This window comes from Saccharopolyspora thermophila (genome assembly GCF_014646075.1).
GTDB lineage: Bacteria > Actinomycetota > Actinomycetes > Mycobacteriales > Pseudonocardiaceae > Saccharopolyspora > Saccharopolyspora thermophila.
Genome location: NZ_BMMT01000005.1, coordinates 104,535 through 128,845, shown reverse-complemented (window position 1 = coordinate 128,845; position 24,311 = coordinate 104,535). Strand labels below are relative to the sequence as shown.

At 71.1% G+C, this 24,311-nt stretch carries 20 protein-coding genes; 11 read left to right on the top strand and 9 right to left on the bottom strand.

The window, feature by feature from the left end:
* Positions 1-243: 243 nt before the first annotated feature.
* Genes IEY17_RS09755 through IEY17_RS09735 form a run of 5 tightly spaced genes read left to right on the top strand, consistent with a single transcriptional unit; the run spans position 244 to position 5,492 of the window.
* Positions 244-1,908, top strand: a complete 1,665-nt coding sequence (locus IEY17_RS09755; protein ID WP_188987119.1) for a BCCT family transporter — start codon at positions 244-246, stop codon at positions 1,906-1,908.
* A gap of 3 nt (positions 1,909-1,911) precedes the next feature.
* The gene (locus IEY17_RS09750) at positions 1,912-2,559 is read left to right on the top strand and encodes an ABC transporter permease (protein WP_188986989.1); all 648 of its coding nucleotides are present in this window, start codon (positions 1,912-1,914) and stop codon (positions 2,557-2,559) included.
* A complete protein-coding gene (locus IEY17_RS09745; protein WP_188986988.1) occupies positions 2,552-3,727 on the top strand; it encodes an ABC transporter ATP-binding protein in 1,176 nt (391 codons plus the stop codon). Before IEY17_RS09750 ends, IEY17_RS09745 begins: the two co-directional genes overlap by 8 nt.
* Positions 3,724-4,491 (top strand): ABC transporter permease, encoded by a 768-nt coding sequence (locus IEY17_RS09740; RefSeq protein WP_188986987.1) that lies wholly within the window; start codon positions 3,724-3,726, stop codon positions 4,489-4,491. The genes IEY17_RS09745 and IEY17_RS09740 overlap by 4 nt, the downstream gene beginning before the upstream one ends.
* Entirely contained in the window at positions 4,488-5,492 is a 1,005-nt protein-coding gene (locus IEY17_RS09735) for a glycine betaine ABC transporter substrate-binding protein (protein WP_229679985.1), read from the top strand. Before IEY17_RS09740 ends, IEY17_RS09735 begins: the two co-directional genes overlap by 4 nt.
* Positions 5,493-5,544: 52 nt before the next feature.
* On the opposite strand, the gene IEY17_RS09730 is transcribed toward IEY17_RS09735, so the two are convergent.
* Positions 5,545-6,156: a DUF6474 family protein gene (locus tag IEY17_RS09730; RefSeq protein ID WP_229679984.1), complete on the bottom strand. Its 612-nt coding sequence runs from the start codon at positions 6,154-6,156 to the stop codon at positions 5,545-5,547.
* Positions 6,157-6,328: 172 nt separating this feature from the next.
* Between IEY17_RS09730 and IEY17_RS09725 the strand changes: the two genes are divergently transcribed.
* Complete coding sequence (locus tag IEY17_RS09725) at positions 6,329-7,960, top strand: TM0106 family RecB-like putative nuclease (protein ID WP_188986986.1); 1,632 nt, start codon at positions 6,329-6,331, stop codon at positions 7,958-7,960.
* An 85-nt stretch (positions 7,961-8,045) separates the two neighbouring features.
* On the opposite strand, the gene IEY17_RS09720 is transcribed toward IEY17_RS09725, so the two are convergent.
* The 3 genes from IEY17_RS09720 to IEY17_RS09715 form a co-directional block, all read right to left on the bottom strand.
* The gene (locus tag IEY17_RS09720) at positions 8,046-8,804 is read right to left on the bottom strand and encodes an SDR family NAD(P)-dependent oxidoreductase (RefSeq protein ID WP_188986985.1); all 759 of its coding nucleotides are present in this window, start codon (positions 8,802-8,804) and stop codon (positions 8,046-8,048) included.
* 104 nt (positions 8,805-8,908) lie between these two features.
* Positions 8,909-9,031 (bottom strand): hypothetical protein, encoded by a 123-nt coding sequence (locus IEY17_RS25770; protein ID WP_268240316.1) that lies wholly within the window; start codon positions 9,029-9,031, stop codon positions 8,909-8,911.
* Positions 9,032-9,151: 120 nt separating this feature from the next.
* Complete coding sequence (locus IEY17_RS09715; RefSeq protein WP_188986984.1) at positions 9,152-10,108, bottom strand: aldo/keto reductase; 957 nt, start codon at positions 10,106-10,108, stop codon at positions 9,152-9,154.
* Positions 10,109-10,245: 137 nt separating this feature from the next.
* On the opposite strand from IEY17_RS09715, the gene IEY17_RS09710 reads away from it, so the two are divergent.
* The 3 genes from IEY17_RS09710 (at position 10,246) to IEY17_RS09700 (ending at position 14,545) form a co-directional block, all read left to right on the top strand.
* Positions 10,246-11,538 carry a UDP-glucose dehydrogenase family protein gene (locus IEY17_RS09710; protein WP_188986983.1) on the top strand — a complete coding sequence of 431 codons (1,293 nt, stop codon included), beginning with the start codon at positions 10,246-10,248 and terminating at the stop codon, positions 11,536-11,538.
* A 97-nt stretch (positions 11,539-11,635) separates the two neighbouring features.
* A complete protein-coding gene (locus IEY17_RS09705) occupies positions 11,636-13,444 on the top strand; it encodes a gamma-glutamyltransferase family protein (protein ID WP_188986982.1) in 1,809 nt (602 codons plus the stop codon).
* A gap of 507 nt (positions 13,445-13,951) precedes the next feature.
* Positions 13,952-14,545, top strand: a complete 594-nt coding sequence (locus IEY17_RS09700) for a hypothetical protein (protein WP_188986981.1) — start codon at positions 13,952-13,954, stop codon at positions 14,543-14,545.
* 158 nt (positions 14,546-14,703) lie between these two features.
* Here the strand turns inward: IEY17_RS09700 and IEY17_RS09695 are convergent, their stop codons facing one another.
* Positions 14,704-15,603, bottom strand: coding sequence for a DMT family transporter (locus tag IEY17_RS09695; protein ID WP_188986980.1), 900 nt, complete (start codon positions 15,601-15,603; stop codon positions 14,704-14,706).
* A 322-nt stretch (positions 15,604-15,925) separates the two neighbouring features.
* On the opposite strand from IEY17_RS09695, the gene IEY17_RS09690 reads away from it, so the two are divergent.
* Positions 15,926-17,047 carry a baeRF11 domain-containing protein gene (locus IEY17_RS09690; RefSeq protein WP_188986979.1) on the top strand — a complete coding sequence of 374 codons (1,122 nt, stop codon included), beginning with the start codon at positions 15,926-15,928 and terminating at the stop codon, positions 17,045-17,047.
* A 5-nt stretch (positions 17,048-17,052) separates the two neighbouring features.
* Here IEY17_RS09690 and IEY17_RS09685 read toward each other — a convergent pair whose 3' ends face one another.
* Genes IEY17_RS09685 through IEY17_RS09675 form a run of 3 tightly spaced genes read right to left on the bottom strand, consistent with a single transcriptional unit; the run spans position 17,053 to position 19,416 of the window.
* Positions 17,053-17,715 (bottom strand): response regulator transcription factor, encoded by a 663-nt coding sequence (locus tag IEY17_RS09685; protein WP_188986978.1) that lies wholly within the window; start codon positions 17,713-17,715, stop codon positions 17,053-17,055.
* Positions 17,712-19,190, bottom strand: coding sequence for a sensor histidine kinase (locus IEY17_RS09680; protein WP_188986977.1), 1,479 nt, complete (start codon positions 19,188-19,190; stop codon positions 17,712-17,714). Before IEY17_RS09680 ends, IEY17_RS09685 begins: the two co-directional genes overlap by 4 nt.
* Positions 19,180-19,416, bottom strand: a complete 237-nt coding sequence (locus IEY17_RS09675; RefSeq protein ID WP_188986976.1) for a hypothetical protein — start codon at positions 19,414-19,416, stop codon at positions 19,180-19,182. Before IEY17_RS09675 ends, IEY17_RS09680 begins: the two co-directional genes overlap by 11 nt.
* A 201-nt stretch (positions 19,417-19,617) precedes the next feature.
* Here IEY17_RS09675 and IEY17_RS09670 point away from each other — a divergent pair, with 201 nt between their 5' ends.
* Entirely contained in the window at positions 19,618-22,839 is a 3,222-nt protein-coding gene (locus IEY17_RS09670) for a glycosyltransferase (protein ID WP_188986975.1), read from the top strand.
* A gap of 262 nt (positions 22,840-23,101) precedes the next feature.
* On the opposite strand, the gene IEY17_RS09665 is transcribed toward IEY17_RS09670, so the two are convergent.
* Entirely contained in the window at positions 23,102-24,298 is a 1,197-nt protein-coding gene (locus IEY17_RS09665; RefSeq protein ID WP_188986974.1) for a hypothetical protein, read from the bottom strand.
* Between the last annotated feature and the right edge of the window lie 13 nt (positions 24,299-24,311).

The window sequence follows — 24,311 nt, the reverse complement described above, 5'->3', positions numbered from 1 at the left end:
AGGTGTCGGTTCGGCCACGCTGACCGCAGGTGCGCTTGCCTTGTTCACCCAACTGGGTCACGGTTTACGGGTTGCAGACGGTCCGAGCTACCCAACCTGCACACCCGCTGGCCCGATTAGTGCGGATCGTCGTAACTGACGACGACGGAGAGGAGGGGGCGTCGCCGAAAGTCGACGCCGAAACCTGTGTCGACCGAAACAGAACGAAGTGGTGACCCAACCAGGGTTCACCATTCAACCGAACTGCAAGGCAGCCCCGAGTTCGCCGGGAAACCCCGCACCGACTGGGCGGTTTTCGGCGTCACCGCATTGATCATGTTCGCGGTGGTGGTCTGGGGCGCGGTGGGCACCGACTCGCTCAGCACCGCCTCGTCCGCGGCGCTGAGCTGGCTGCTCGCCAACACCGGCTGGGGCTTCGTGCTGGCGGCCACCGCGTTCGTCATCTTCGCCCTGTTCCTGGCCTTCTCCAAGTACGGCAGGATCCCGCTCGGCAAGGACGGCGAGCAGCCGGAGTTCCGCACGGTGTCCTGGATAGCCATGATGTTCAGCGCCGGTATGGGCATCGGTCTGATGTTCTTCGGCGTCAGCGAGCCGCTGAGCCATTTCGTCTCCCCGCCACCGGGCACCGTGCCCGGCGAGAGCGAGGAGGCCATCAGGACGGCCATGGCGACCTCGCTGTTCCACTGGACGCTACACCCGTGGGCGATCTACGCCGTGGCGGGTCTGGCCATCGCCTACAGCAGCTTCCGCCGCGGCCGCAAGCAGACCATCAGCGGCGTGTTCCTGCCGCTGATCGGCAAGCGCAACGCCGAGGGGCCGATCGGCAAGCTGATCGACATCCTGGCGCTGTTCGCGACGCTGTTCGGGTCCGCCGCCTCGCTGGGCATCGGTACCCTGCAGATCCGCAGCGGGATGCAGGCGGCCGGCTGGCCGATCGGCGAGGCCGGCACCAACGTCCTGGTGGCCATCATCGCCGTGCTGACCGTCTGCTTCATCCTCTCGGCGGTCTCCGGCGTGGCCAAGGGCATCCAGTGGCTGTCCAACATCAACATGGTGCTCGCCGCGGTGCTGGCGGTCTTCGTGTTCGTGGTCGGGCCGACCGTGTTCATCCTGGACCTGCTGCCCACCGCCGTCGGGTCCTACCTGAGCGAGTTCGGCGAGATGGCCTCGCGGGCCGGGGCCACCGGCGGCGCGGAGATGCAGGAGTGGCTGGCCGGCTGGACCATCTTCTACTGGGCCTGGTGGATCTCCTGGACGCCGTTCGTGGCGATGTTCATCGCCCGCATCAGCCGGGGCCGCACCATCCGCCAGTTCGTCGGCGGCGTGCTGCTGGTGCCCAGCGTGGTCAGCCTGATCTGGTTCGCGATCTTCGGCGGTGCCGCGATCGACAGCCAGAAGGCCGGCAACGGCGTCTACGGCGACGGCTCGGCGGAGGCGCAGACCTTCGCGGTGCTCGACCACCTGCCGTTCCCGCTGGTCACCGCGGTGTTGGTGATGTTCCTGGTGGCGATCTTCTTCGTCTCCGGTGCGGACGCGGCGTCGGTGGTGATGGGCACGCTGTCCCAGCGCGGCGCCATCGAGCCGAGCAAGTGGGTGGTGATCTTCTGGGGTGCCGCGACCGGTGCCGTCGCCGCGATCATGCTGGTCATCGGCGGCGGTGGGGACAAGGCGCTGGAAGGCATCCAGAACCTGACCTTCATCGGTGCGCTCCCGTTCGCCATCGTCATGGTGCTGATGTGCGTGGCCCTGCTCAAGGACCTGCGCAGCGACCCGATCACGCTGCGCGACGCCAAGGGCGCCGAGGTGCTGGAGCAGGCGGTCATCATCGGCACCGAGGAGCACGACGGCGAGTTCCAGCTGGTCACCACGCCCGTCGAGGACAACGGTGACGAGAAGAAGGAAAAGTAGCGAGTGAGTTTCCTGGATTACGTCGCGTCCAGGTGGCAGTCGCTGCTGGTGGATTCGTTCCAGCACGCCAGCATGGTGGTGCAGTGCATCGTGCTGGCGACGATCGTCGGCGTCCTGGTCGGGGTTGCGGTCTACCGCAGCCCCGCCGGGGCGGCGATCGCCACCGCCCTGTCCAGCGCGATCCTGACGGTTCCGTCGTTCGCCCTGTTCGGCCTGCTGATTCCGGTGCTCGGGCTGGGCGTGGCGCCGTCGGTGGTGACGCTGGTGCTCTACGCGCTGCTGCCGATCGTGCGCAACACGATCGTCGGACTGTCTACGGTCGACCAACCGATCCTGGACGCCGCGCGTGGCATCGGCATGAGCCGGTTCGCCGTGCTCACGCGCGTCGAGCTGCGGCTGGCCTGGCGCGCGATCCTGGCGGGCATGCGGGTCAGCACGCAGATGCTGATGGGAATCGCGGCCATCGCCGCCTACGTCAAGGGTCCGGGCCTGGGCAACCTGATCTTCAGTGGGCTCGGCCAGCTCGGCGGCGCCAACGCGCTGAACATGGCCGTCGCCGGCACCGTCGGCGTGATCGTCCTGGCCCTGCTGCTGGACGCGGTCTTCGTGCTGATCGGGCGGTTGACGACTTCGAGAGGTATCCGTGGCTGACAACAACCCTCCGACAAACGGGCACGGCGTGGAGATCCGCCTGGAAGAGGTCTCCAAGCGCTACCCGGGGCAGAAGCTGCCCGCGGTGGAGTCGGTGACCATGACCATCCCGGCGGGCGAGACCGTCGTGCTGGTCGGGCCCTCCGGCAGCGGCAAGACCACCACCATGCGGATGATCAACCGGTTGATCGAGCCGACCTCCGGGCGGATCACCATCGGCGGACAGGACGTGCTCGGCCTCGACCCGGACCTGCTGCGCCGCGAGATCGGCTACTCGATCCAGCAGGCCGGCCTGTTCCCGCACATGACCGTCGGCGAGAACGTCGGCATGGTGCCCAGCCTGCTGCGCTGGGACCGCAAGCGGATCCGCGAGCGGGTCGACGAGATGCTCGACCTGGTCAACCTGGACCCCGCGGAGTTCCGCGACCGCTACCCGCGGCAGCTCTCCGGTGGCCAGCAGCAGCGCGTCGGCGTGGCGCGGGCGCTGGCGGCGAACCCCCCGGTGCTGCTGATGGACGAGCCGTTCGGCGCGGTGGACCCGATCACCCGCGGCGTGCTGCAGGACGAACTGATGCGCCTGCAGGCAGACCTGGGCAAAACGATCGTGTTCGTCACGCACGACTTTGACGAGGCGGTCAAGCTCGGTGACCGGATCGCGGTGCTCGGCGAGCGGTCCCGCATCCTGCAGTACGACACGCCGGAGGCGATCCTGGCCAACCCGGCCGACGACACGGTCGCCGGGTTCGTCGGCGCGGGCGCCGCGCTCAAGCAGCTCACGCTGCGCCGGGTGCGCGAGATCGAGGTGAGCCAGGTGCCCACCGCGACCGTCGACGAGCCGCCGTCGGCGCTCCGGGAGCGGCTCGGCTCCCGCCGGGGCGCGATCGGCCTGGTCCTGGACCGGCGCAACCGCCCGCTACGCTGGGCCACCGCCCGCGACGCCGGTGCGGTGTCGTCCCTGGAGCGCGCCGGGCGACCGGTGGAGGACAGCGTGGCGATGTCGTCGACGCTGCAGGACGCCCTGGAGGCCATCCTCACCGACGACGACGGTGTCGCCGTGGTCACCGGCTCGCGCGGCGAGTACGTCGGCGTGGTGGACATCGACACGGTCATGAACACCATCAAGGCGCTGCGCGAGGAGCACGCCGATCCGGGCGAGGACCAGTCATGAGCAGCCAGTTCGCCTCGGACTCCGGTTTCCGCCGGGCGGAGCGGCTGCGGCTGCTGGCGCAGCCGGTGGCGGTCGTGGCGCTGGTGGCCGCGGTGCTGGTCTGGGCGTTCGGCCAGGACGGCAACGAGGTGACCGCGCGCAACATCAACGCGGCCACGATCCTGAGCCTGACCTGGACCCACTTTCTGATCAGCTTCGTGGTCGCGGTGATCGTGGTGCTGGTCGCGGTGCCGCTGGGCGTGCTGCTCAGCCGGCCGTGGGCGCGCCGCGCGACACCGGTGGTCGTCGGCATCGCCAACGTGGGCCAGGCCGCGCCGTCGGTGGGCCTGCTGGTGTTGTTCTTCCTGGTCACCGGCGGTGCCACCGGATTTTGGATCGCGGTGCTGCCGATCGCCTTCTACGCGCTGCTGCCGGTGCTGCGCAACACCATCGTCGGGTTGCAGCAGGTCGACCCCGCGCTGGTCGACGCCGGCCGTGGCATCGGCATGTCGGCCCGGCGCGTCCTGGTGCGCATCGAACTGCCGCTGGCGGTGCCCTACATCCTGGCCGGACTGCGCACCGCGCTGGTGCTGGCCGTGGGCACCGCGACGCTCGCGCTGTTCGTCGGCGCCGGCGGGCTCGGCCAGATGATCGACACCGGCTACAAGCTCAACGACTGGACCGTGATGATCGTCGGCGCGGTGCTGGCGATGGCGCTGGCGCTGCTGGTCGACTGGCTCGGCGCGCTGGCCGAGACGTTCCTGTCGCCGAGGGGGTTGCGATGAACCTGCGGACGTCGCGTCGCGGCGCACTGAAGCTGGCCTCGGTGGCGATGGCCGGCGTGCTGCTGTCCGGCTGCGGGCTGAGCTCCGGCGGCTCGATCCCGCTGGCCGTGGAGCCCGGCTCCATCCAGCGGATCCCGGAGCTGGAGGGCGTCACGATCACGGTGGGGTCGAAGAACTTCACCGAGCAGATCGTCCTCGGCTACATCGCCCAGTTCGCGCTGTCCGCGGCCGGGGCCGACGTGCGGGACCTCAGCGCGATCGTCGGATCCTCCACGGCCCGGCACGCGCTGGAGAACGACGAGATCGACATCCTGTGGGAATACACCGGGACGTCGTGGATCAGCTACAACGGCAACCCCGACCCGATCCCGGACGCTCGCGCGCAGTTCGAGGCGGTCCGGCAGCAGGATCTGCAGCGCCACGGGATCGCCTGGACCGCGATCGACTACAACGTGGACAACACGTACGCGTTCGCGGTCAACCAGGACGCGGCTCGGCGGCTCGGCGTGACGAAACTGTCGGACATCCCGCGGATCGTCGCGGAGCACCCGGAGGACGCCACGTTCTGCGTGGACACCGAGTTCGCCAACCGCAACGACGGGTTTCCCGGGGTGCAGCAGGAGTACGGATTCACTGTGGACCAATCGAAGATCAAGGTCCTCACCGAGGGCAGCATCTACCAGGCCACCGCGGACGGGACCTGCACCTTCGGCGAGGTGTTCACCACCGACGGCCGGATCCAGGCGCTGAACCTGAAGGTGCTGGCCGACGACCGGTCGTTCTTCCCCCGCTACAACATCGGCATCACGACCCGGGCCGAGCTGCTGGCGCGGTACCCGCAGCTGACCAGCGTGTTCGAGCCGGTGTCGGCGAAGCTGACCAACGAGGAGCTGCTCAGGCTCAACGCCCAGGTGGACGTGGCGGGCCGGGACCCGGCCGAGGTGGCCCGCGACTGGATGGTCGAGCAGGGCCTCGTCACCCTCCCCGGCTCCGCCCGGTGAGCACGGGCGGGCGCGGGTGGCGTCGCGTACCCGAACGGTCCCGCGCCGGGGGCTACCTGGTGCGGGCGCGGATGCCGAAGCGGGTCAGCAGCTCGTCCTCGATCTCGCCCAGCTCCGCGTCCACCGCGCGGTGCGCCGACCTCCGCCGCTGCGCGGGCATCCGCTCCGCGGCGCGCACCGCGCTGGTCAGCTGCGCCAGCCGCGCCGCCGTCCGCTCCGCGTACTGCTCCGCGGCCAGGCTCACCTCGTCGTTGCCGGCCGACTGCGTCCGCAGGTCGCGCAGCGCTTCGGCGTCCCCCGCGATGCGGGCGTGCAGCGCTGCTCCGCGGCCGCTGAAGGAGCCGAGCTGGTCCACCGGTACGCCGAGGTGTCGGGCGCGCATCCGGTCGTAGCGCTCCCGCGCGGCGGTCGCGGCGTGCCGGGCGAACGGCACGAGGACCGGGACGACCACTTTGGCCACGCCGATGACCTTCTTCGCCCTGCCCGGCGTGATGCGGCCGTGCTCGCCCTCGCTGATCCTCTTGGCGAGCTTCTTGTCGACTCTCTTGGTGAGCTTCTCGTCGGCCCGGCGCGCCTTCCTGCCGGCCCTGCGGGCCTGCCGGGCGGCCCGGGCGGGGCGGGCCTTCTTCGAGACCCTCCGGAGCCTGGTGGTGCGCTTCCTCACCGAACCCGACACCTCCCCTTCCCCCGCCGTTGCGCTGCGGCCACTCTAAGTCCGAACCCCGTGAGCCACGACAGCAGAAGGAAACCGGATGGGCACGCTGAGTAGCGATGACGCGGGTCGTGTCACCGGGGTGATGGGCGCGTGTGTCGGGGCGACGGCATACCCTTGCGCCGTGAAGGAGAAGGTGCTGCTCGACGCCGGCGTCGTGACGCGTTGTCGTCGACGCGTGCACCTGGAACACGATCCCGCCATGGCTGACCAGCCGAAGGCCCCGCTCGACCTGGGCATCGAGCAGCGCATCGCGGACGCCGCCGAGCACCGCCAGGCCGTGGCGAGGTGGCTGAGCGCCGTCCTCGGTGAGGAGTGGACGGAGATCCCGCGCGGGGTCACCGACAGCCGTGCCGAGCTGACCCTGGCCGCGATGCGCGCGGGCACCCCGTTCATCTCGGCGGCGCAGCTGCCGGATGACCCGGCCGGGGGGCGGCGGGGCACTGTCGACCTGCTGGTGCGCAGCGGCAGCGGCTACGTGCCGGTGCTGGTGGTGCGGCACAAGATCACCGATCCGGGGAGCGGCGCCCGTGTGTCGCCGCTCGACCGCCCGGTGCCCGAGGCGGCTTCGATCGACCAGGCCCGCAAGGTCCGCCCGCAGCCCCGCGACCAGCTCCGCCTGGCGCACGCGGTGCGCCTGCTTCAGGCGTGCGGGATGGCGGCGTCGGGGCACGTCGGCGGGGTGATCGGGGTCGAGGCGGACGTCGTGGTGTGGCACGACCTGCGGACGCCGAACTGGCCGGGCGGGCGCACCGCGCTCGCCGAGTACGAGGCCCGGTTCGCCGACCGGTTGGCGGTCGCCACCGCCGCCGCGGCGGGCGCCGAACCGCTGGCGCTGCCGTCCCGGATCACCGAGTGCAAGGGCTGCCCGTGGTGGCCGACCTGCGAACTGCAACTGCGCGAGTCCCGCGACGTGAGCCTGGTGGTGCGCGGTGAGGACGCCGCGGTGCTGCGCGACATCGGAGTGTCCACCGTGGACCAGCTGGCCGCGATGTCGCCGGACGACGTGGATGAGCTGCCGTTGACCGGGGTCCGCAACGGGGACGCGGTGCTGCTCGCCAAGGCGTGGCTGCGCGATCTGCCGCTGGTGCGACGGGTCCCCGAACTGACGGTGCCGCGCGCCGACGTGGAAGTCGACGTGGACATGGAGAGCTACGCCGACGCGGGCGCCTACCTGTGGGGGTGCCTGTTGTCCGGCGCGGACGTCGGCGAGGCGCCCGGCTACCGGGCGTTCGTCAGCTGGGAACCGCTGCCGTCGGACGACGAGGCGCGGTCGTTCGCCGAGTTCTGGACGTGGCTGAGCTCGGTGCGTCGCCGGGCGTACGAGCGCGGCCTGACGTTCCGCGCGTACTGCTACAACGAGCTGGCGGAGAACCGCTGGCTGCTGGCGTCCGCGGAGCGGTTCGCGGGCAAACCAGGGGTGCCGTCGGTGGCGGAGGTCCGCGAGTTCATCGGTTCCGCCGAGTGGGTCGACCTGTTTGCCACGGTCCGCGAGCAGTTCCTGTGCCCGAACGGCAAGGGGCTCAAGGTGATCGCGCCCAGCGCCGGGTTCGGGTGGCGGGACGCCGAGGCCAGCGGGGAGAACTCGATGCGCTGGTACCGCGACGCGGTGGGGCTCGGCGGGCGCGCGCCGGTGCTGTCCCAGCGTGACCGGATCCTGCGCTACAACGAGGACGACGTGCGGGCCACCTGGACGATCCGGCAGTGGATGGCCTCCGAAGACGTCCTCCAGGTACCCTACGCCGCCGACCTGTAGCACCCCCACCGTTCGCCCTCACCCCACCCAAGCACCCAGCCCAGACCTCCCAATTCAGGCGAATGTGGGAACCCCTGGCGGGGGCTCAGCGTGGGGGCATGCGTAGCGCACCGTCCATCCGGATCACCTCGCCGTTGAGGTAGTCGTGTTCGATGATGTCGATCGCCAGCTGCGCGAAGTCCTCGGGCTTGCCCAGGCGCTTCGGGAACGGGACGCTCTCGGCCAGCGCGGTGCGGAACTCCTCGCTGACGGTGGCCAGCATCGGCGTGTCGACGATGCCCGGCGCGATGGTCACCACCCGGATGCCCGACGAGGCCAGGTCCCGCGCACCGGGCAGCGTCAGGCTCGCCACGCCGCCCTTGGACGCGGCGTACGCGGCCTGCCCGATCTGCCCGTCGAACGCGGCGACCGACGCGGTGTTGACCACCACGCCCCGCTGCCCGTCCTGGTCGGCCTCGGTCCGGCCGATCGCCGCCGCGGCCAGCCGCAGCACGTTGAACGTGCCGATCAGGTTGACCTCGATGACCTTGCGGAACAGGTCGAGGTCGTGCGGGCCCTGGCGGCCGACGATTCGGGCCGACGGCCCGATTCCCGCGCAGTTCACCACGATCCGCAGCGGACTGCTCGTCCCGGCGGCCTGGTCCACGGCGGTCTGCACCTGTTCGGCGCTGGTCACGTCGGCCGCGGTGTAGGTGACACCGTCGACGACCGGCGCCTTGGCGATGGCGTCGGGCAGGTCAACCGCGAACACCTGCGCCCCGCGTGCGGCGAGCGCTCGGGCGGTGGCCGCGCCAAGGCCGGAAGCCCCGCCGGTGACGATCGCCGCGGTGTCGGTGATCAGCATCTGCTCGTTCCTTTGCGTTCGTTGCTGCTACCCCGGCATGTCTAACACCTGGGGACGGCGTTGCCCAGCACCGGACGCGGAACGGGCAGGCGGCGAAGCCGCGGTCAGTGATGGCGCTGCACCTGTCGTCTCGAGGTCGCCTCGGCCAGCGTGAGCAACCCCATCAGCGGCAGCGCGGCCAGCAACGCGAGGCCGACGAACAGCGCGGCGATCCCGATGAGTTCCATGCGAAGAGGGTGATCGGTCGTCAGCCCCCGCCGCTTCGGCCAGCGGTGCGTACCTGCTGTCCGTCCGGGCGAAATCCGTTGTCACACAGGGTGATCCAGCAGCGGGAGACGTGTACCCCATCAGTGCGGTGGGCAGATGGTGTTGATGATGTCCAGCTCGTCCGGGGACGGACGCCACTCACCGGCCAGCGCGTTCGCCCGCACCTGTTCGGGCGTGGTCGCTCCGGTGATCACCGAACCGACCACCTCCTGGGCGGCCAGCCAGCCGACCGCCACCGCGGTCATCGGGATGCCCCGCTGCTCGGCGAAGGCCCGCAGCTTCTCGATGTGCTCCCACGGGGCGTCGGCCAGCACCTGGTTGCGGCTGGCCAGCCGACTGCCCGCCGGCGGCTCCTGGTCCTGCCGGTACTTGCCGGTGAGCAGGCCGTTGGCCAGCGGAAAGTACGGGATGAGCCCCACCCCGAACCGCTTGCAGGCCGGGATGACCTCGCGCTCGGCCTCACGCGCGAGCAGCGAGTAGTGGTTCTGCGCCGACACCGGCGGCGCCAGCCCGGCCGACTTCGCCGTCCACGAGGCGTCGGCGATCTGCCAGCCCGCCAGGTTGCAGTGCCCGACGTAGCGGATCTTGCCCTCGCGGACCAGGTCGTCGAGCACCGACAGGGTCTCCTCCAGCGGCGTCAGGCGATCCGGCCGGTGCAGCTGGTACAGGTCGATCCAGTCGGTGCCGAGCCGCCGCAGCGACGATTCCACGGCGCGCCGCACGTACCGGCGCGAGCCGCGGGCGGCGAAGTCGGGCCCGTTGTTGCCCTGCATGTCCATACCGAACTTGGTGGCGATGATGGCGTGCTCGCGGCGCCCGGACAGCGCCTGCCCGAGCAGTTCCTCACTGCGCCCGCGCGGCGAGCCGTACACGTCCGCCACGTCAAAGAAGGTGATCCCCGCGTCGAGCGCGGCGTCCACCACGGCTCGCGCACCGGACAGGGATTCGGTGGCCGTGCCGGGGCGGCCCAGGTTGTTGCACCCGAGGCCGACCGCGCTGACCACCAGGCCGGATTCGCCCAGACGTCGCTGTTCCACGGCTGGTGAGCCTAAACGGCCGGTCACCTGCTCGTCGTGCAGGACGTACGGCGCGTGAACACTTCGCGAAGCCACTTCCGCTGACCGGGGTATGTGCCACGATTCGCTGGGGGCGCGAGCGAAGGGGCAGGGGACTGGTGTTCGTCCGTCGGATCGTCGTCGTGGGAACCGGGTACGTCGGGTTGACGACCGGTGCGTGCCTGGCCTCGCTGGGGCACCGCGTGGTGTGCAGCGACGTCGACGCCGCGAAGGTCGAGGAGCTGTCGCGCGGCGAGGTGCGCATCCACGAGCCGGGGTTGGCCGAGCTGGTGCGGGAGGGTATCGCCGCCGGTCGGCTGGAGTTCGTCGTCGGCTCCGCCGCCGCGGTCGCCGAGGCCGAGGTGGTGTTCCTGTGCGTGCCGACGCCGATGGGGGCCGGCGGCGGCGCGGACCTGGCCGCGGTGGAGGCGGTGGCGCGCGAGGTGCGCGGGGTGCTTCCCGCGGGCTGCGTGCTGGTGACCAAGTCGACGGTGCCGGTCGGGACCTCGGCGCGGTTACGGGAGCTGGTCGGCCGCGAGGACGTCCCGGTGGTCAGCAACCCGGAGTTTTTGCGCGAGGGCTCGGCGGTGCACGACTTCCTCAACCCGGACCGGATCGTGGTGGGCTCGGACAGCCAGGACGCGGCCGAGCGGGTGGCGGCGCTGTACGCGCGGCTCGGCGCGCCGACGGTGCTCACCGACGCGGCCAGCGCCGAGATGGTCAAGTACGCGGCGAACTGCTTCCTGGCCACCAAGCTGTCCTACGTCAACGCCATCGCGGAGCTGTGCGAGCGGCTGGGCGCCGACATCGCCGACGTCACCGAGGGCATGGGCTACGACCGCCGGATCGGCCAGTCGTTCCTGCGTCCCGGCCCGGGATGGGGCGGATCCTGCCTGCCCAAGGACACCGCGGCGCTGCTGCAGGTGGCGGAGGCGGTGGACTTCGACTTCCCGCTGCTGCGGGCGACGATCTCGTCCAACCAGCGGCAGCGGGAGCGGATGGTGGCGAAGGTGCAGGACGCCTGCGGCGGTTCCCTCGATGGGGTGCGGTTGGGGCTGCTCGGTCTGACGTTCAAGGCGGGCACCAACGATCTGCGCGACTCGCCGGCGCTGGAGGTGGCGCACCTGCTGGCCGAGCGCGGCGCGGAACTCGTCGCGCACGACCCGGGGCTGCGCGGCGACGAGCCGGAGCTGCCGGATTCGGTGACGCTGGTCGACGACCCGTACCAGGCGGCGAAGGGCGCTGCCGCGCTGGTGTTGCTGACCGAGTGGCAGGAGTTCCGCACGCTGGACTGGAGCCGGGTGGCGGAGGTGCTCACCGGGCCGGTCGTGGTCGACACCCGCAACCACCTGGACCCGGACGTGCTGCACCGGGCGGGCCTGTCCTGGCGGGGCGTCGGCCGCACCCGCTGACTCCGCGATACCGCCGAGGATCGCGCTCGCGCGTGTCGTGCCCCGGACGACCGGACGCGGCCGCTCGTAAGGGTGATGCACGCCTAAGGTGGTTGACGTGTTTACCACTCGCCCGGAACTGGCCGGTACACACGGGATGGTCACCTCGACGCACTGGCTCGCCTCCGCGGCGGGGATGGCGGTGCTGGAGGACGACGGCAACGCCTTCGACGCCGCGGTCGCCGCGGGGTTCGTCCTGCAGGTCGTCGAACCACACCTCAACGGCCCGGGCGGCGAGGTCCCCGTGCTGTTCGCCACCGCCGCCGACCCGCGCCCGCGTGCCCTGTGCGGCCAGGGTCCGGCGCCTGCCGCGGCCACCATCAGCCACTACCGCGACGAACTCGGCCTTGACCTGGTGCCCGGCACCGGCTTCCTGGCGACCACCGTCCCCGGCGCCTGGGACGGCTGGTTGCTGCTGCTACGTGACCACGGCACCAAGTCGCTGCGGGACGTGCTGAAGTACGCGATCGGCTACGCGCGCGGCGGATTTCCCGTCGTCCCGCGGATCACCGAGACCATCGACACGGTGCGCGAGATGTTCGTCGAGCACTGGCCGACCTCCGCGCGGCTCTGGCTGATCGACGGCGCCGCGCCGCGGCCGGGCAGTCTGATCCGCAATCCCGCGCTCGCCGACACGTGGGAGCGGCTGCTCGCGGAGGGCGAGGCGGTCGGCCCGGGGCGCGAGGCGCAGCTCGACGCCGCCCGCCGTGCCTGGTCGCAGGGCTTCGTGGCCGAGGCGGTGGAGAAGTTCGTGCGCATCCCGCACCGCGACAACTCCGGCCGGGACCACGCGGGGGTGATCACCGCGCAGGACATGGCCGAGTTCGAGGCGAGCTACGAGACCCCGCTCACCGTCGACCTGCCCGGTGGCTGGACGCTGGCGAAGTTCGGCATCTGGTCCCAGGGGCCCGCGCTGGCGCAGCAGCTGCGCATCCTGGAGGGGCTCACCGACCGGATCCGGTACGTCGACGGGGTGGCCGATGCCGACACGGTGCACGTCGCGGTGGAGGCGGCGAAGTTGGCTTTTGCCGACCGTGAGGCGTGGTACGGCGATTCCGCCGCCCCGGGCGTCCTCGCGGACCTGGTGTCCCGCGACTACGCGGCCGAGCGCCGCGCACTCGTCGGCGACCGGGCTTCGCTGGAGCTGCGCCCGGGTTCGCCCGGCGGCCGCCAGCCGGTGCTGCCCGCGCACGTCGCCGAGGGGCGCGGCGTGGACGGCGCGAAGGACCCCAGCGGCGTCGGCATCGGCGAGCCCACCGTGTTGCCAACCGGAGAGAGCCGCGGCGACACGGTGCACGTGGACGTGGTGGACCGCTGGGGCAACATGGTGTCCGCGACGCCGTCCGGCGGGTGGTTGCAGTCCTCGCCGACCATCCCGGAACTGGGGTTCTGCCTGGGCAGCCGGGCGCAGATGTTCTGGCTGGATCGCGGGCTGCCGAACTCCCTGGAGCCGCGCAGGCGGCCGCGGATCACGCTGAGCCCGTCGCTGGCGTTGCGCGGCGGGATGCCGGTGCTGGCGTTCGGCACGCCCGGCGGCGACCAGCAGGACCAGTGGCAGCTGTGCTTCTGGCTGGCGCACGTCCACGGTGGACTGAACCTGCAGGAGGCGATCGACGCGCCGGCCTGGCACACCGGCGCGCTCCCGGGCTCGTTCTATCCGCGCGCGTGGGAGCCGGGCCGGGTGGTGGCGGAGTCCCGCCTCGGCGAACGAACGCTTGACGACCTGCGCCGCCGCGGCCACGACGTCGTCGACGCGGGTCCGTGGGCCCTGGGCCGCCTTTCGGCGGTCTCCCGCGACCCCGAGACGGGACTCCTCCGAGCCGCGGCCAACGCCCGCGGAGCCCAGGGCTACGCCGCAGGCCGCTGACGGTCCGCCCGGGCAACGCCAGCTTGAGTACGCCGTGCCGGGATTCGGTGCTCGACTTGACGAACAGCGCCGACTGGGGGCGGTGTTGCGCCGAAGGCGCTGGCCCGCAGGGACAGACTCCTTGTCACTGCTGCTGTTCCCGGGCAACCTGATGTGACGACGGCTGGGGCGGGGGTGCGTTGAGGTGGTGGTCGGTGATGCGGCGCGGAAGATCGATGAGCCCGCGGTCGTCGCCGCGTAGACGAAGGTTGGTGCGGCGGCTCGGGAGATAATTGAGCGCACGCCGAGCCGCTGGACACCAGCCTGCTCACCGCGACGCTGCGCGGATATGTGATCTCGCGGCCCTGATCGGCAGCTCCCCGATTGCGGTCGGGCAGCGGCTGGCCAGCAAGCCAGCGCCGAACGCGCATCGCGTCCTGCAGTCCGGCGGCACGATCTCGAAGGGATTTCGCGTGGCTGGAATCCGGGCGCTCCGATGATCCCAGGGACGTCCTCGAAGCTGAAGGCGTGACTTTCACTGAGCACGGTCGAGCCGCGCAGAGCCAGCGCATCAGCACCACGGAACTGGCCGCGTTGATCGGCGCTGATCTCGACGAGCTCGTGCCCGACCCGGCCCCGGGTCAAGATCCAGAACTGCGGGACCGCTTCGTCCAGCAGTTGAAGGATTGGCAAGGCGACGAGATCGCCAGCGCGGTCCTCATGGTCCTCAATGCCTGGACGCAGATGGGCGGAACCCTGTCCTATGGAGTCGCAGCCAGCGAGACGTCGTGCTTCCTGCTCTCGCGCACCGTGTACCCCAGCGGCAAGTTCGAAATCGTCTTCCAGCACCTGCGCGTCCGGGTCCCGTTTGACGACGACGCCCTTCGGGACGAATTCCGGCAACGCCTCAACAAGATCGAGGGCGTTGATCTGCCGGCGGTGAAGCTCGACTTCAGACCCGGCTTTGCGCTGAAGTTGCTGCGCCAGCCGCAGGCGCGGGACGTGCTCTTCGACGCCCTCGAGTGGTTCCACAGCATTGCCCGGGGTGAAAAATCTTCACGAACCACCGGTGCGCGCGAAACGACGTCCCAACCCTCGGATGCGGTGCTGAGCCGGGCGTGAACGGTCGATGAGGAGCGCCTCATCTTCTCCCGGAGGGAGATTTCCACACCCCTGTGGACAACTGTGCCCACAGGGTCTTGACCTGCGGAAACACGTCTCCTGGTGGGGGAGGTTGTGCACAGCTGTGGAGAGAGTTGTCCACAGGTGTGGACAACTGGTCAGCGGCGGGTGCTGACCAGCACCAACCCGATCCCGATGAGCGCCACGCCCAGCCATGACGCCGCACCCAGCCGCTCACCGACGACGAGGACGCTGAGCAGCGCGGCCACCACCGGCTCCAGCAGGCTCAACGTCGTCGCGGTGCTCGTCGACGTGTGCCGCAGCCCCGCACCGAACAGCACGTACGCCAGGCCCATCGGCACCAGGGCAAGGTAACCCGCGACGAGCAGGCCCGACGCCGAACCGAGCAGCGCACCACCGGTGACCGCGAGGACGGGCAGCAGCACCAGCGACCCGCAGCCGAACATCGCCCCCATCACCGCACGAGACCCGTGCCCGCCGCGCATCATCCGTGCCGCCGCCCACGAGTACACGACGTAGGCCGCGCCGCCGAGCAACCCCAGCAGCGCGCCCAGCACCACGGCCGAACCCGTCCCGGCCGGACCGCCCCCGGTGATCAGCAGCAGCCCCAGCACCGAGAGCGTGGCCGCGATGGCCCACCGGCCGTCGAGCCGAACGCCGTCCAGCACGCGTTCCAGGACAGCGGCGAACACCGGGGCCGAACCGAGCGTGACGACCGTGCCGATGGCCACCCCGGCCAGCGCCATCGACGAGTAGAACGCCAGCGGGTACACCGCCACGGCCAGCGCGCCGGTGACCAGCAGCCCGGCCTGGCCGGACCGCAGCACGCCCAGCGCCGACCGGCCGGCCACGGCGAGCAGCAGCAGGCCGCCGAAACCCATGGTGGCGGCACCGATGGACAGCGGGCTCGCCCCCTGCGGGGCGAAGCTCGCGGCGGTGCCGGTGGTGCCCCACAGGGTGGCGGCCAGCAGCACGAGCAGCGGCCCGGAGGCGAAACCGCGGGTAGCACGAGATGCGGTGAGCAGATCGTTGGACACGGTGAACTCTTCCGTTTCGAGAACCGACGGGGACTCGGAACGGGCGTACGAAGTCAGCGCGACAGCTGCGCGGGCACGGCCGGCGCGAGATCAGGTCCGGCGCGCGGGGTGGGTTCGCCGCCCGTCAGGCGGACGGCGGCGGCAGGACGCGGTGCCAGTGCGAGTTCACGCGCCCCACCCTAGCCGCTTTCCCACCCGATTCGGGTGGGTGGTCACTCAGGCGGAACCCCCAACAGGAAAGCCCGGCGGATGTTTCGCGCCGCCGCGCGCGGGCGACCCGGCGGGTGGAGCCGCGCGCACCGTCTCGGGTTGGAGGTCCTCGATGGCGATCCTGCACACCGACATCCCGACGCGGGCCCAGGTCGACGCGCTGCTGACCGCACGCTCGCCGGAGAGCGTGTCGATCTACCTGCCGACCGACCCGGCGTCCAACGGCGAACCCGAGCGCATCCAGCTGCGCAACCTCGCCGAACGGGCGCTCGACCAGCTCCGTGAGGCCGGGGCGGACAAGGCCGGCATCGCCGCGATCGGCGAGTACCTCGCCGACCTCGCCGAGGACGACGAGTTCTTCCGCTACCAGGCCCGCTGCCTCGCCGTCTTCGCCACCCCGGCGGCGATCAACACCTTCCGGCTGCCCAACCACCTGCGCGAGGTGGTCGAGGTCTCCGACCGTTTCCACATCAAACCGCTGCTGCGCTCGATCACCTTCCCGCAGACCGCCCTGTTGCTCGCGCTGGCGCAGAACTCGGTGCGGCTGCTGGAGGTGCTGCCCGAGATGGAGCCCATCCGGGTCGACGTGGGCGGTATGCCCACCGACATCGACAGCGCCGTGGGCCGGGAGTACCCGGCCGACCGCTCGCCGATCCGGCGGCTGCAGGCCGACGAGGGCCGCAAGGTGCGGATCGCCCAGTTCGCCCGCCAGGTCGACCGCGCACTGCGGCCGGTGCTGCGCGACGACGTGCCGCTGATCCTCGCCGCCACCGAGCCGCTGCAGAGCATCTTCCGCTCCGTCAGCGGCGCCCCGAAACTGGCCCGGGTGGGACTGACCGGCAACCCGGAGGAGAGCAGCGACCGCGAGCTGGCCTCGGCCGCCCGGGACGTGCTCGACGACGTCTACGCGGACCGGCTGCGCGCGCTGCACGAGCGGTACGAGCAGCGCACCGGTCAGGGCCGGACGGTCACCGACATCTCCGACGTGGCGCGGCACGCCACCTTCGGTGCGGTGGACACCGTCTTCGTCGACATCGACAACACCACGCCGGGCTTCATCGACGAGGCGGGCGGGGTGCGCTACGAGGAGACCGAGGACGCCCGCTCCTACGGGCTGCTCGACGAGATCGCCCGCCGCGTGTGGCTGTCCGGCGGCCGGGTGATGGCGGTCCGCGCCAAGGACATCCCGGACGGCGGCCCCACCGCCGCGATCCTCCGCTACACCCTCACCTGACCCGCCTAGGCGCCGAGGCGGTAGCCCATACCCCGGACGGTGCTGATCCGCTTCGCGCCGATCTTGCGGCGCAGTGCCCGCACGTAGACGTCGACCACGTTGGACCCCGGGTCGAAGTCGTAGCCCCACACGTGCGACAGGATCTGCTCCCGCGACAGCACCTGGCCCGCGTGCCGCAGGAACAGCTCCAGCAGCGCGAACTCCCGCGCCGTCAGGTCCACGACGCCTTCGGGCACCTGGGCGCGCCGGGTGCGCAGATCCAGCGACAGCTCGCCCTCGCGCAGCACCGTGACCTCCGGGACGCGGTCCGCCGGGCGCAGCCGCAGCCGCACCCGGGCGAGTAGCTCCTCGAACCGGAACGGCTTGGTCATGTAGTCGTCCGCGCCGCCCTCCAACCCGGCGACCGTGTCGTGCACCGAGTCCCGCGCGGTCAGGATGATCACCGGCACCGTCACGTGCTGCGCCCGCACCGCCCGCAACACCGAGAAGCCGTCCCTACCGGGCAATCCGAGGTCGAGCACCACCAGGTCGAAATCGCCGGTCAGCAGGTAGTTCTGGGCGGTGTCGCCGTCGCCGACCACGGTGGTGGTGAAGCCGTTGGCGCGCAGGCCCTTCTCGATGAACGCCGCGATGCCCGCCTCGTCCTCGGCGATCAGGATCTTGCTCATCCGCTGGTCTCCTCGTTGTGTGGCGGTTTCGCGGGCAGTTCCAGGCCGAAGGTGGCGCCCTCGCCCGGGGTGGACACCACGCGCACCCGCCCGTGGTGGGCCTCCGCGATCGCCTTCACGATTGCCAGGCCCAGCCCCGCACCGCCCTTGCCGGGGCCGCTGCCATGCGCGAAGCGCTCGAAGATCTTCTCCACCTCCTCGGGGGCGACGCCCGGACCGCGGTCGGTCACCCACAGCGTCGCCACCCCGTCGACCAGCGACGACCCGATGCGGATCTCCGAGCCCTCCGCGGTGTGCTGCACCGCGTTCTGGGCCAGCTGGACCATCGCCTGGGTCACCCGCTGCTCGTCGACGACGACCTCGCCCTCCCCGACGTCGGCCAGCACCCAGCGGCGGTCCGCCAGCGACCGCACCTTCGCCTCGATGTCGCTGGTCAGCTCCGCCAGCGACACCGGGGCCGGGGTGACGAAGTCGGGCCGGTCGGCCTTGGCCAGCACCAGCAGGTCGTTGACGATGCGGGTCATCCGGTCCAGCTCGTCGGTGCACAGCCGCACCACTTCCTCCCGCTCCGCGGGATCGTCACCGAGCAGCTCCAGGTGGCCGCGCACGATGGTGATCGGGGTGCGCAGCTCGTGCCCGGCGTCGTCGACGAACTGGCGCTGGATGCGGAAGGCGTCCTCCAGCCGGTCCAGCATCGCGTTGAACTGGTCGGCCAGCGCGGCGATGTCATCCCGGCCCTCGACCGGGATGCGCCTGGTCAGGTCGTGCTCGCTGATCTCGGCCGCGGTCAGCCGCACCTGCCGCACCGGAGCCAGAATCAGCCCGGAGACAACCCACGACGACACCGCGGCCAGCACCACGCCCAGCGCGCTGACCAGAACCAGCAGCTGCACGGTCCGGTCGGCCTCGGCGATGGCGTCGGCGCTGAACCGCTCGATGACGAACCAGGCCCGCCCGCCCTGGCCCAGGTTCGCCTCCACCTTCAACCAGCGCATGTCGCCGAACGGCGTCTCGATCACCCCGTGGTGGTCCGGGGCCGCGGCGATTCGCCCGAGCACCGTCCGGTCGTGCGCGACCTTCTTGACGTGGGTGTCGTCCTGCTCCTGGGAGAGCAACGCCAGCCCCGCCGGGGTTTCCCAGACACCGATGAGCGCTTCGTCGCGGTCGGGGTACTGGCGCTTGAGGTAGGAGTCGAACAGGCTCGGCGCGTCGTTGAGCAGCTGCAGCGTCACCGGGTCGCGCCCGCGTTCGGCGAACGCCACGAACTCGCGCGCCTCCTGCTCCAGCGACGCGGTGACCTGGTTGTTGACGTCGTTGTGCAGGAACTGGCGGACGATGAGGATCACCGCCAGCAGCACCACCACCAGGACCAGCAGCAGCCAGCCCATGATCTGGGCGCGTGCCGGGACGCGGGTGCCGCGCCGCTTCGGTGGGCGCGCCGGACGAGCCGCCGGGGCGGCGCGCTCAGTCGTCATCGTCGTCGTCATCATCGTCCGGCGGTGGCGGCGGTAGTTCGGCGGGCGGGTTCGTCGAGACGGGGGGCATGTGACTGGGGTCCGGACCGGCCGAGCTGCCGATCCGCACCGTCGCGGGGACGTGCGGCGTGCGGGGACCGTCGGTGACCGCGAAGCTCACCAGCACCGCGGCGATCGGCAGCGCCACCGCCGCCAGCAACAGCACCGCCTTGGGAACCGATCTCATGCCTGCCACTCTGTTCCGCGCACCGCACCGGCAACATGAAACCCAGATGAGAGCTTTTTCATCTTCGCGCCTGCCGAGGACGGGCGCATGCGGAAGATCGAGACCGCATCGTGGAAGGTATCGGATGACGGCATATCCCCACGGTCACCTGATCGGGGGCGCTAGCCTGCTGGGGGACTTTCTTCCGCAGTGAGGGACCGGATGGACAAGCGGCTGATCGAGTGGACCGGGGAGCGCTGCGTCCCGTGGACCGACGACGTGCAGGTCGTCTACGAGCACTACCACCGCTACGCCCTGGCAGCCCGCTTCGTGCGCGGCAAGCGGGTGCTCGACCTGGCCTGCGGTGAGGGCTACGGCAGCGCCCTGCTCGCCGCCGAAGGCGCCGAGGTCGTCGGCGTCGACATCGACCCGGCGACCGTCGAGCACGCGCAGCGCAACTACGGCGGCCGCGACGTCACCTTCCACGTCGGGTCCATCACCGACCCCGACCTGCTGGCCGACGCCAAGCCCTTCGACGTCATCGTCTGCTTCGAGGCCATCGAGCACGTCGAGGACCACGACGCCGTGCTGCGCCTGGTGAAGTCGCGCCTCGTCCAGGGCGGGCTGTTTTTCAGCAGCACCCCCGACACCGCCGTCTACAGCCACGAGCACGGCAACGACAACCCGTACCACGTCAAGGAACTCACCGCCCGGGAGTACGAGGAACTCCTGGAAGGGGCGTTCCGGCACGTGGCCGTGCTCAAGCAGAACGTCACCGTCGGCTCGCTGCTGGCGCCCGCCGACCACGGCGACCCGGACACCGCGATCGAAGGCGTGCGCCTGCAGACCATCAAGCAGGACAACGGTTCCTGGACGGTCCGCCAGGGCGTGCCGCACACCTACCTGCTCGGCATCGCCTCCGACAGGCACCTGCCGAAACTGCCCGCGGCCGCCGTCCTCACCGACGCCGACCTCACCCTCATTCGCCGCGGCGGCGACGTCGCGCCGATCATCGAACAGCGCGACGCGGCCGTGGCCGACGTCGCCAAGCTCAACGAGCTCTACCAGCGCAACCGCGCCGAGGCCGACGAGCTCAAAGCCGCCATCGCGCGGCTCGAAAAGCTGCGCCAGGGCGAGGAGCAGCGCGCCGAGCGCAGCATCCGCGAGCAGGCGAAACTCCGCAGCGAGCTGCGTGAGGCCCAGCAGAACGCGGAGCGCGACACGGCGCGCATCGAGTGGCTGCGCGACACCGTCGCGCGGCTCGAAGGACGCGTCGCGGCCGCCGAGCGGCGGGCCGAGGAACTGGCCGCGGAGAACGCGGAGCTCGCGGCGCAGAACTCCGCGCTGGTGCAGCGCGCGGTGACCAGGTACCGCCAGCTCGTCGAGCGAGTGGCGCCGCGCGGCACCGCGCGGCGGGACGCCTACGAGATCATCCTCGGCCGCAAGCCCGGCATCCCGCAGGTCGAGGAGACCGTCGAGACCGGGCCGCTGCCGGTGCCCCGCAGCGACAACCCGCTGGTCAGCGTGATCGTGCCGGTGCACGGCAAGTGGCCCTACACCCGGCAGTGCCTGCGCTTCCTCGGCGGGCACATCGTGTCCGTGCCGTTCGAGGTGATCGTCGTCGACGACGCCTCCCCGGACGACAGCGCCGAGAAGCTCGCCGCCTGCGAAGGCGTCCGCCTGGTGCGCGCCGAGCGCAACCTCGGCTTCATCGGTGCCTGCAACCTCGGCGCCGAGCACGCGCGCGGCGAGTACCTGTTCTTCCTGAACAACGACGCCGAGGTCACCGAGTCCTGGCTGGACATCCTGATGGACACGATGCGCTCCGACGAGCGCATCGGGCTGGTCGGCGCCAAGCTCGTCTACCCGGACGGCCGACTGCAGGAGTGCGGCGGCATCGTGTGGTCGGACGGCACCGGCTGGAACTACGGTCGCGGCACCGACCCGAACGGCGCCGAGTTCAACGTGGTCCGCGACGTCGACTACTGCTCCGGCGCGGCGATCCTGGTGCGCACCGACGTGTTCCGGCAGGTCGGCGGCTTCGACACCCGGTTCGCCCCGGCCTACTACGAGGACACCGACCTGGCGTTCGCGGTGCGCGCCGCCGGATACCGCACCGTGGTGCAGCCCAGGGCGGTCGTGGTGCACCACGAGGGCGTGTCCAACGGCACCGACCTGAGCAGCGGGGTGAAGAAGCACCAGGAGCTCAATCGTCGCGTGTTCGTCGAGAAGTGGGCCGACACGCTCGCCGCCGAGAACCTGCCCGAGGCATCGCCGCGCAACCTGTGGCTGGCGCGGCAGCGCGGCACCCGCGGTCACCACGGGCCGATCGTGCTGGTCAAGGACCACCAGGTGCCGCGCCCGGACTTCGACTCCGGCTCGGTGCGCATCCGCCGGGTGCTGGAGCAGTTCGTCGAACTCGGTTGCCGGGTGGTGTTCTTCCCGGGCAACCACGCGGCCCTGCAGCCCTACACCACCGACCTGCAGCAGCTCGGCGTGACCGTGCTGCCCGCCCCGGAGCTCCAGCAGGCGTTCCTGCACGAAGCGGGCTCGGAGATCTCCCTGGCGCTGCTGTCGCGACCGCAGGTCGCCTGGAGCCTCGTCGAGGAACTGCGCACCTGCGCGCCGCAGGCAGTGATCGCCTACGACACCGTCGACGTGCACTTCCTGCGCCTGGAACGGCAGGCCGAGCTCGCCGAACAGCAGGGCGACACCGCGCGCGCCGAGGCGCTGCGCCGCAAGGCGTTCGCCTCCCGGCAGATGGAGCTGGGCCTGACCCGCGCCTGCGACATCACGCTGGTCGTGTCGGAGGCCGAGCGGGCGCTGCTGCGGGAACTCGTGCCAGACGCCGACGTCCGCGTGTTGTCCAACGTGCACGAAGTGGACCAAAGCCCGGCGCAGGTCGAGGGACGCCGGGACGTGCTGTTCGTCGGCAGCTTCGACCACCCGCCGAACGTCGACGCGGCGCGCTGGGCCGCGCGCGAGATCATGCCGCTGGTGCGGGACGAATGCCCGGACGCGGTGCTGCACGTGGTCGGCAGCAACCCGACCGACGAGGTCCGGGAACTGGCCGGGCCGAGCGTCAAGGTGCACGGCTGGGTCAAGGAGCTGAAGCCGATGTACGCGGTGAGCCGGGTGACGCTCGCGCCGTTGCGGTTCGGCGCCGGGGTGAAGGGCAAGGTTGGGGAGAGCCTGAGCCTCGGGGTGCCGGTGGTCGGCACGACGGTGGCGACCGAGGGCATGCACCTCGTCGACGATCGTGACGTGCTGGTCGCCGACGACGCGGCCGGTCTGGCCGCGGCCACGGTGCGGCTGCTCACCGACGACGACGCGTGGCAGCGCATCTCGGAGGCGGGCAAGAAGGCCATCGCGGCGCAGTTCGGCCCCGACGTCTCCCGCGCAGCACTGCGCGCCCTCCTCGACGCCGCCCACCACGAAGCCTGACCCCGCCCCGCCGGGAGCGCCCGATTTCCGGCAAACCTGGAACCCGAGAGCTCTTTACTTCGAGCAAATTTGGGAGCTCGGGACCCCGCACCGGGGTAGGGGCTCCCACATTCAGGCAAAACTGGGACACCACAGGCTCCCAACTTCAGGCTGTTTTTGGGAACACGACGGCCCACCGCGCTGGCCGCCGCACCCGAACCGGGCCTGGGAACGGCGCGGGGCCTCGGCGGATCGCCGAGGCCCCAGGGAGCGCTGGTGGGCGTCAGTCGCGCACGGTGGGCGGCAGGTGGTTGATCTGCTGGTCGAGGATCGACCGGAACATCTCCTGCGCCACCGACTTCTCAGCCGACGAGCCGCTGACGTCGATGATCACCACCCAGTTGTGCGCCACGTAGGCGGTGCGGAAGGTGCCGCCGGTGGCGACCACCTTGACACCCTGGTACGAAAGACTGTCCACAGCGGACAGACCTTCCTGTGCCTCGAGGTAGGCGTCCACCACGCTCTTCGCGGCGTTGGAGTCGGGCATCTGCAGTGCCAGCAGCGTCGTCTTGGGCGTGGTGCCCTCGGTGCCGTTGAACCAGCCGTCGACCAGCCCGCCCTGAATGGCGGTGTCGAGCACCGACTGCGGTCGCAGCAGGCCGCCCTTCGCGCCCTGCAGGCTCGGCACATCGAGCGCCCCGGTCCACGGGTGCGCCGGGCCGGCGACCGGCACCAGCACCTCCTGCGAGCTGGCCGGGGGGTTGGCCCGCGGCGCGGGTGGGGCGGGCAGTTCCTTGGTCTTCACCGGTGGCGGGGGCGCGGCGGTGGGCGGCACCGGATCGGTGCCCCCGGACGAGGTGAAGTAGAAGATCACGGCGACGATCACGCCGACCAGCAGCACCGCGCCGATGGACACCCCGGCGATCAGCTTGCCCCTGCCGCCCTTGCCCGCGGTCTCGAAGACCTCCGGGCCCTGCCGCATCCACGACGCGTCGCCGTGTTCGGGCGTGCTGCCCGGCAGGTCGTCGCCCCACGGCGTGCCCACGCTGTCGGCCGCACCCCAGCCCTGCTGCGGACCCCACTGCGGCTGCGGCGTCGGCCACTGCGGCGGCTGCTGCTGCGGGACGAAGTTGACGACCTGCGTGGTCTCGGAGCCGCCCTGCGGCGGCTGCGGCGCGGACCCAGCCAGCGGGTTCGGCACGATCTGTGTGGTCTCCTCCGGCCGCGCGCCCTGCTGCTGGGCGCCCTGGGCGGCGGCGTCGCCCCAGCTGAACGCGGGCGGGAACGGATTGGGCTGCTGCGGCGCTCCCCCGGACGGCGTGCCGGGCTGCTGCTGCGGGAACCCGCCCGAGGATGGTCCGTTCTGTCCGGCTTGCGCCCGGCCGAGCACGGCGTCTCGCCGCTGCCGGTACTCCTCGGCGGAAATCCGTCCCGCCGCGAGTTCGGCGTCGAGATTCTGCAGCTCGTCTTGCCAGGTCACGATGCGCCCTTTC

Excerpts from the sequence above, each read along its gene's own strand:
- IEY17_RS09740 (WP_188986987.1), top strand. The coding sequence starts at position 3,724 with ATGAGCAGCCAGTTCGCCTCGGACTCCGGTTTCCGCCGGGCGGAGCGG.
- IEY17_RS09735 (WP_229679985.1), top strand. The coding sequence starts at position 4,488 with ATGAACCTGCGGACGTCGCGTCGCGGCGCACTGAAGCTGGCCTCGGTG.
- IEY17_RS09720 (WP_188986985.1), bottom strand. The coding sequence starts at position 8,804 with ATGCTGATCACCGACACCGCGGCGATCGTCACCGGCGGGGCTTCCGGC.
- IEY17_RS25770 (WP_268240316.1), bottom strand. The coding sequence starts at position 9,031 with ATGGAACTCATCGGGATCGCCGCGCTGTTCGTCGGCCTCGCGTTGCTG.
- IEY17_RS09690 (WP_188986979.1), top strand. The coding sequence starts at position 15,926 with ATGGCGATCCTGCACACCGACATCCCGACGCGGGCCCAGGTCGACGCG.
- IEY17_RS09685 (WP_188986978.1), bottom strand. The coding sequence starts at position 17,715 with ATGAGCAAGATCCTGATCGCCGAGGACGAGGCGGGCATCGCGGCGTTC.
- IEY17_RS09680 (WP_188986977.1), bottom strand. The coding sequence starts at position 19,190 with ATGACGACTGAGCGCGCCGCCCCGGCGGCTCGTCCGGCGCGCCCACCG.
- IEY17_RS09675 (WP_188986976.1), bottom strand. The coding sequence starts at position 19,416 with ATGAGATCGGTTCCCAAGGCGGTGCTGTTGCTGGCGGCGGTGGCGCTG.
- IEY17_RS09670 (WP_188986975.1), top strand. The coding sequence starts at position 19,618 with ATGGACAAGCGGCTGATCGAGTGGACCGGGGAGCGCTGCGTCCCGTGG.